This is a genomic window from Citrobacter sp. Cpo100, from assembly GCF_030332595.1.
GTDB classification, from domain to species: Bacteria; Pseudomonadota; Gammaproteobacteria; order Enterobacterales; family Enterobacteriaceae; genus Citrobacter; species Citrobacter portucalensis.
The window spans coordinates 1-6,191 of the sequence record NZ_JAOWHM010000030.1; the positions used below are offsets into that span (position 1 = coordinate 1).

At 56.5% G+C, this 6,191-nt stretch carries 10 protein-coding genes; 3 read left to right on the forward strand and 7 right to left on the reverse strand.

The window, feature by feature from the left end:
- The 7 genes from OGX96_RS06800 to OGX96_RS06830 form a co-directional block, all read right to left on the reverse strand.
- Positions 1–1,715: primase-helicase zinc-binding domain-containing protein (locus tag OGX96_RS06800; RefSeq protein WP_286582532.1), on the reverse strand; the 1,715-nt coding region annotated here is incomplete at its 3' end.
- Positions 1,716–1,729: 14 nt separating this feature from the next.
- The gene (locus OGX96_RS06805) at positions 1,730–2,050 is read right to left on the reverse strand and encodes a DUF5375 domain-containing protein (protein ID WP_286582534.1); all 321 of its coding nucleotides are present in this window, start codon (positions 2,048–2,050) and stop codon (positions 1,730–1,732) included.
- A complete protein-coding gene (locus OGX96_RS06810; protein ID WP_502872632.1) occupies positions 2,047–2,307 on the reverse strand; it encodes a hypothetical protein in 261 nt (86 codons plus the stop codon). The genes OGX96_RS06805 and OGX96_RS06810 overlap by 4 nt, the downstream gene beginning before the upstream one ends.
- Before the next feature lie 71 nt (positions 2,308–2,378).
- Positions 2,379–2,828 carry a hypothetical protein gene (locus OGX96_RS06815; protein ID WP_286582536.1) on the reverse strand — a complete coding sequence of 150 codons (450 nt, stop codon included), beginning with the start codon at positions 2,826–2,828 and terminating at the stop codon, positions 2,379–2,381.
- Positions 2,821–3,120 carry a derepression protein gene (locus tag OGX96_RS06820; RefSeq protein WP_149330498.1) on the reverse strand — a complete coding sequence of 100 codons (300 nt, stop codon included), beginning with the start codon at positions 3,118–3,120 and terminating at the stop codon, positions 2,821–2,823. The genes OGX96_RS06815 and OGX96_RS06820 overlap by 8 nt, the downstream gene beginning before the upstream one ends.
- The gene (locus OGX96_RS06825; protein WP_286582539.1) at positions 3,110–3,667 is read right to left on the reverse strand and encodes a host cell division inhibitor Icd-like protein; all 558 of its coding nucleotides are present in this window, start codon (positions 3,665–3,667) and stop codon (positions 3,110–3,112) included. Before OGX96_RS06825 ends, OGX96_RS06820 begins: the two co-directional genes overlap by 11 nt.
- On the reverse strand, positions 3,664–3,930 hold the full coding sequence (locus OGX96_RS06830; RefSeq protein WP_094761439.1) for a helix-turn-helix transcriptional regulator: 267 nt from the start codon (positions 3,928–3,930) through the stop codon (positions 3,664–3,666). The genes OGX96_RS06825 and OGX96_RS06830 overlap by 4 nt, the downstream gene beginning before the upstream one ends.
- A gap of 552 nt (positions 3,931–4,482) precedes the next feature.
- On the opposite strand from OGX96_RS06830, the gene sid reads away from it, so the two are divergent.
- Genes sid through OGX96_RS06845 form a run of 3 tightly spaced genes read left to right on the forward strand, consistent with a single transcriptional unit; the run spans position 4,483 to position 6,117 of the window.
- A complete protein-coding gene (gene sid / locus OGX96_RS06835; RefSeq protein WP_286582519.1) occupies positions 4,483–5,286 on the forward strand; it encodes a capsid size-determining scaffold Sid in 804 nt (267 codons plus the stop codon).
- Positions 5,283–5,525, forward strand: a complete 243-nt coding sequence (locus tag OGX96_RS06840; protein WP_000984214.1) for an ogr/Delta-like zinc finger family protein — start codon at positions 5,283–5,285, stop codon at positions 5,523–5,525. The genes sid and OGX96_RS06840 overlap by 4 nt, the downstream gene beginning before the upstream one ends.
- Positions 5,526–5,541: 16 nt before the next feature.
- Complete coding sequence (locus OGX96_RS06845) at positions 5,542–6,117, forward strand: phage polarity suppression protein (RefSeq protein ID WP_286582515.1); 576 nt, start codon at positions 5,542–5,544, stop codon at positions 6,115–6,117.
- The last annotated feature ends 74 nt before the right edge of the window (positions 6,118–6,191 follow it).

The window sequence follows — 6,191 nt, forward strand, 5'->3', positions numbered from 1 at the left end:
ACGGAGACCGCATCCCCGCCGGTGATGGCCTTGAGTCCTGCCCCGTCACCGCTCCATTTCTCCTGGTCAGGCAGACGTATCAACGAGAAGCCAATCAGCGCCGCGCGCTCGCGGGGGGATTCCAGCGTCTCGATGGTGGCCGACGTGGCGTTATCTTCCCCGGCGAGCATGGTCGCAATTTCGGCCAGAATACTTTTCCCGCTGCCGCCGGGACCGGTCACTTCGAGAAAGAGCTGCCAGTCGTAGCGGTTCGCCAGCACCATAAACAGTGCGGCGAGTATCACGTCACGTTTATCGGCGCGCGAACCGGCGGCGCGGTCGAGCCAGCGCCAGAAATTCGGCGCGTGCGTCTCCAGCGTTTCCCCCTCGACCGGCGGGGTGAAATCCACGTCGCACAGGGTGCGCAGCCAGTGCGTTTTACTGTGCGGGCTGAATACGCCGCTTTTGGTATCGAGCACACCGTTGCGAAAGCCAATCAGCCGCCGCGCCGGGGCGTCCTGCTGCGGAATAATCAGTTTCAGGGTGTCCACCACCGAGGCAATTTTCCCCGATGAGAACGGGGCGCGCAGACGCTGGAACAGCCCGGCCACGTCGCGCGCAAAGTCTGACGGCGGAATGATTTTCCATATTCCCGCCTCATAGCGGGACAGAAGCTGCCCGTTCGCATCCACCGCCAGCGCTTCGCCGTAATGCTCATGTACCCGCATGGCTTTCTCACTGGTGCTCATGGCGGTAAATTCCGCCTCGCTCATGGTGCTGAACGGGCTGTCAGCCGGTGGCCGGATAGCGTCATACATGGCTTTACGCGTGGCCTCCCCGCCGTGCTGTGTATACGCATCATTCCAGTCACCGAACACCGGCGGCAGGGCGACCACGCCCTCGCAGGACTCTGCGGCCGCAGACGCTTTGGTCTGGCCGTCGCCGTTAAGGTCGCGGTCGGCGGCCAGCACAATCCGGCAGGCCGGATATTTGTGACGGGCAAGGCTCGCCAGAGAAAGGAGGTTCACCGACGACAGCGCCACCATGACGGTTTCCCCGGTCAGGTGATGCACGGTGAGCGCGGTCGCGTAGCCCTCCGCTATCCACAGCCGTTTTCCCGCCTCTTTTTTCCCGTCGAGAATATGACACGCCCCTTTCACCTGACCGCCTTTCAGGGTGCGCTTGAGACCGTCCGCATTAATGAGCTGGACGTTAACCAGTGCGCCGCTATCGTCATACAGCGGGACAACCACATCCCCGGCGCGGTACGTCACGCCGCCGGTTTTATGCAGGGTGGTGAGCGTCAGACATTCCCGGCCGGGGAAGCCCTTGCGGGTGAGGTAGGCATTGCCGGTGGCCGGGCGGGCTTTCTCCGTCAGTTTTACGGCCAGCGCGGCGGCGGCTTTGCGGCCAGCCTCCGTTTCAGCGTCTGCGGCCGCAGTCACCGCCGGGGCAACCGGCGGCAGGTTGCCGGTCACGGCGTTCACCTTCCCGGCCGCCTCTGACGGGGTCACGCCGAACACTTTCTCAACCAGTTTCAGGCCGTCTCCCGCGCCACACTGGTTACAGAACCACGTCCCGCGCCCCTCTTTATCGTCAAAGCGGAAACGGTCGGAGCCGCCACACACCGGACAGGCCTGATGGCGGTTTGTGATGACCGTTACCCCCAGCGCCGGGAGAATGCGCGGCCAGTGGCCGCACGCCTGTTTTACGGTGTCCGTTACGTTCATTTTCATCGTTATTTTCTCCCTCAGTGCAGCGCCGGTGCGGTGATATGACGGGCGCAGAGTTCATCCATCACAGCCAGCCCGAGAAAGGACAGCGACGGGGCGGCCTTGAGTGGTCCGGCTTCCATTAAATCTTCGAGCAGGGCACAGGCAATCTGGCGGCCTTTTTCCTCGCCGTGCTGGCGCAGGTAGAAACCCTCCAGCTCGGTCGCAATGGCGCTTTCCAGCGCGTCGAGGGTGAGGTGCGGGTAGCGGTGCTGGCGTTCGCACAGGGTCAGCCAGGCACAGGCGACCGCCCGGCGATAGAGCGCGGCGCGTAAGACGGGCGTTAATGGCTTTTTCATACGTTGCCCTCCCCGGTCAGCCAGCACTGATTACAGCGGTCGACCACGCCGTCAAGCCGGGCAGTCATGAGGTAAATCACCGAGATGAGCTGTAGCTGCTGTGCCGGATTGTGGCGCAAAGAGGTGCAGTCCTGCACCTGCATCAGGTCGCCGACGAGCTGGCCGACATTGCGAAGATGTTCGAGACATTCAAGGTCTGCCCGGCTGATAGTGGGCTGGTTTATATTCTGCGGCCGTTCCGTACTGTTAACAGGCATTATTTCGTCTCCTGAGGACGTGCGTATCCCTGCGCAGATACGCACATTTTATTTTTGGGTGTCGTTTTTAATTACAGATAATGGCGGTAGCTGTTATCCGGTTTTATTTCCGTTTCCGGCCTGAAATTATTCCGCCATTTATGCGCCACCGGCGCCGGACGTTTAACCGGGGGAATATCATCAGGATAGTTATCGATATTCCTCGCCCGGTATTGCTGTAATGCCGGGTCGGCTGCTATTTCGCGCAATACGGCATGGCGGTTTTCAGGGTTGCGCTTAAATACATCGGGATGCTCACAGGTAAAGTCCCGCAAAAAACGACTGAGCGGAATTTCTGCCATACAGCCACCGGCAATAATACGAATGAGGATGGTGTAGGTGCGCCGGTACGGGTTCCAGACCAGCCCCGGACAGCGGTACGGCATATCCCACGGAATACCGTCGGCCAGCACGCCCGACACCACCACATCAGGAAATCCTGTACAGCGATATGTTTCGCCCGGCTGAGGGAAATCAAACATGGTGCTCCCCTCCGTTTCCCGACGTCGTGGCGAGAAAGTCACGGCACAGGCCTTTGGCTTTCAGCTCTTCCAGGACGTAGCTGACGTCCTCATGGATATAACTAAAAATCTGCGGCAGGTATAGCTGGTGTAAACCGTTCAGCTCACGGCGCAGCAAATCACCGCCCACGAACTGCGAGACGGCGCTGGCACGATTGAGTTTATGGTACGCCTCAATGCTGAGGTGTTCCTGCATGGGGTTAAGGTCATCACGACGCGCTGAGACGGTCTGAGGGGTGTTTTTATGATGCATGTGACACCTCCACAACCGGCAGACGGGCGGCAAGGGAAAGCACGTATTCCCGGACAAGGGTGCGGCGGGCGGCCAGCTCGTCACCGGCAACGGTGCGGAGCATACAGATACGGGGTTTACGGTCTGCGCGACGAACGGCGGCAAACACAAAGACAAACTGAGGGTGTAACGGGGTGAGGGTCGTAGCCATAAGGGCAACCTCCAATAAGTAGCGGTTATTGCCACCACCGGAGTTCCTACACTCATGGGTGGTAGCCCGGACGGGGGTAGGAATACCGGCCTTATTGGAAACCGGCCAGCCCGAAGGCTGCCCCGCCCGGACCACCATTATCTGATACAGGCCAGTGTGAAACCACCACAGCCCGAAAAATGGGTGTACCTGAGCAACGACGTAAAAAAACACGCATGGCGCGTGTTGAGTCGCCAATAAGTAACACGGGTTCCTACGCCCGGCTGTCGATTTTGCGACAGCAGCAAAACTGTACCAGGAAACACACAACGGATGCAAGCCAGAAAAAGGGGCTTTGTGAGAATGGCTCTGATTCATGCGTCGTATTTCCGGTTGCGGTGCGCGACACGTTCTGCCATCCACGCCGTGATTTCAGACTGCAGCCAGGCGACATTTTTACCCCCGAGGGAAACCTGCGCCGGGAAAGCATTGCGGGCGATTAAATCGTAGAGCGTGGAACGGGACAGGCCGCACTGATGAATGACTTCCGGGAGACGTAAAAAACGCTCCTGAGCCGGGGCTGAAACCGGCATCGGGTGCGCGGTGGTGGGGGAAGATGGTACTGATGAAACTGTGTGCATAACGCTACCTCGTTAATATCCGCAGAGATCCGGACGTGTCTATCCGGTATCAGGTAGCGCTCTATTTTGTGAATATTTTGGCCTGATGCAACAAGCGAATTTTGTATGAGGCACGGCACAAGCTGTCTGAATTTTGAGCAGCAAAACTTCAAATCGCTTTAAATGACTTTAAGTGGCTTCAGGTGGAAATCAGAATTTATTTTTGATTAGTTGCACCTATGGTTATTACGAAATTAACAGGAATTAACATAGTCATAAGGTAATGCTCAATTTCTATAGCGTGAACAGTAGTGAACAGTTGGTGAACACTTCTCTCTCAACTGTTCACTCTTTAATTTATTGTTTTACTTATGTTTTTATACTGAGTGAACAGTAGTGAATAGTTATTAGTAAAAAAACAAACAGAGTGAGGGGTTTTCCTGCGACCTTTCTCTGGCCAGCCGGGTTTTGAAGTCCTGTTTGTGCCATGTCTGCGACAACGGCAATGAATCGAGTTGTTGTCTGGGGGACGGCAGAATGGCGTCAGGTTGAAAACACAGAGAGAACCCGACGATGAAACCAGATTTGTTTACCGCAGTAATGAAAACCATCGGCAGCACGCAGGATGAGAACATCCGCACGGCCATTGACAGCGCACTGGATACCCTTAACGAGAAAGCAAACCAGAACGCAGAGGCCACGATAAATAATGCGCTTGAGGCATTCAGCAAGGCCAAATCCGTGCACACGGAAAACATGCTGAAACTGAATGATATTGATGCGGCTATTACCCGCAGCGAGAAAGAGCGTCAGAACGCCCTGAATGAAAGTGCCGAAGCCGAACAGAACTGGCGTACCCGTTTTCGCGAACTGCGCGGCATGATGACCCCGGAACTGAAAGCCGAACACAGTCAGCGAGTGGCCGGTCGGGAGCTGGCGGAGGAATTCACCGCCCTGATTGATGAACTCAACGATGATAAAGCCAGTACCATGCTGGACGCCTGTACATCAGGAAAAGAATACATCAGCGCCCATTCAGAGGCGCTTTCTGTCCATGCCCGGAATGAGTGGGCGGCGGTGATGAAGGCGATTCCCCCGGCGCTGATACGCGCTTTCGCGTTACGTCTGCGTGAACTCGAGATTAAGGGAGAAGAACACCCTCACAACGTTCTCATTCAGGAGCTGGGTGAGAATGTGCTGGCGCAAAGCAGGTACTACACATTCAACATGGAGCATGAGCCGGTAATTTCAAAAATTGGGCTTCACCGTCCGGCACTCACCGGCGTGGACATGAAGCTCTTTAAAAGCCCTGTTCTCAGAATGGCGCGGGCTAAAGAGCTGGCACAGAAGAAAAAATCGCGGGGGGTTAAGCCATGATGCGCTGTCCGTACTGCAAACAGGCTGCCCATGTCCGTACCAGCCGTTACCTGTCGGATAACGTCAAACAGAGCTACCTCCAGTGCGTGAATGTCTTTTGCTCCGCAACCTTTCGCACCACCGAGTCTATCGACGAGGTGATACGGCCACCGGCAGAAGAAAAGCCCGAACCACCACAGACAGTACCAGAAACACCGCCCCGAATTCTGGACTGCGCCCGCTCATCGCTGCGCCACTGATTCAGGAGAAAAGACAATGGCACGAGCACTACTGGAACAGGCCTTTGAAACCTGTCAGAAGAATAAATCGGACTGGATGAGCAGCAAGTCAGCACTGGCGCGGGCTGAAATGGCGCTGAAAGAGCTGGAGCTGACCTGCACCCGTTATCAGCCGGAGGCAGCACAGGCGCTGCGGGATGATATTGACCTGAAAAAATGGGCGGTAAATAAGTCGGCCGGGCAGTACATCCGGTCACATGAGGCCGTGCAGCGTATCAGTATCCGGCGTCAGCTCCACGCCTTTATGCAGGTAAGCGGCGATGCGCTGGCCGCCGCACTGGCACCGGAATTAATGTATCTCTGCGAACAACCTGACATCGTCAGAGAACGGGCTCTCGACCGGGCGGCCGCCAGTGTTCGCGAAGCGCTGTCCGTTCATGTAACCCGCGGAGGAAATATTGATTACGCAGAGGAAGAACGCGACATTCTGACAACCATCGGTTTCCGGCCTGACAGAGCATCGAGAGACGACAACCGGGCAAAATATACGCCTGAACAGAGTCAGATTTTCATGCGCCGACAGGCCGCGCAGACCCGCAAAAAATCCGCATAAAACGCCCCGAAAATACCCGTCTTTTTAATAAAAATAGCCATGCATGCCTACGCTGCATGGCTTTGCATGCAAAA

Excerpts from the sequence above, each read along its gene's own strand:
- OGX96_RS06840 (WP_000984214.1), top strand. The coding sequence starts at position 5,283 with ATGATGCGCTGTCCGTACTGCAAACAGGCTGCCCATGTCCGTACCAGC.
- OGX96_RS06820 (WP_149330498.1), bottom strand. The coding sequence starts at position 3,120 with ATGCATCATAAAAACACCCCTCAGACCGTCTCAGCGCGTCGTGATGAC.
- OGX96_RS06825 (WP_286582539.1), bottom strand. The coding sequence starts at position 3,667 with ATGAATCAGAGCCATTCTCACAAAGCCCCTTTTTCTGGCTTGCATCCG.
- OGX96_RS06815 (WP_286582536.1), bottom strand. The coding sequence starts at position 2,828 with ATGTTTGATTTCCCTCAGCCGGGCGAAACATATCGCTGTACAGGATTT.
- OGX96_RS06805 (WP_286582534.1), bottom strand. The coding sequence starts at position 2,050 with ATGAAAAAGCCATTAACGCCCGTCTTACGCGCCGCGCTCTATCGCCGG.
- OGX96_RS06810 (WP_502872632.1), bottom strand. The coding sequence starts at position 2,307 with ATGCCTGTTAACAGTACGGAACGGCCGCAGAATATAAACCAGCCCACT.
- OGX96_RS06830 (WP_094761439.1), bottom strand. The coding sequence starts at position 3,930 with ATGCACACAGTTTCATCAGTACCATCTTCCCCCACCACCGCGCACCCG.
- OGX96_RS06845 (WP_286582515.1), top strand. The coding sequence starts at position 5,542 with ATGGCACGAGCACTACTGGAACAGGCCTTTGAAACCTGTCAGAAGAAT.
- sid (WP_286582519.1), top strand. The coding sequence starts at position 4,483 with ATGAAACCAGATTTGTTTACCGCAGTAATGAAAACCATCGGCAGCACG.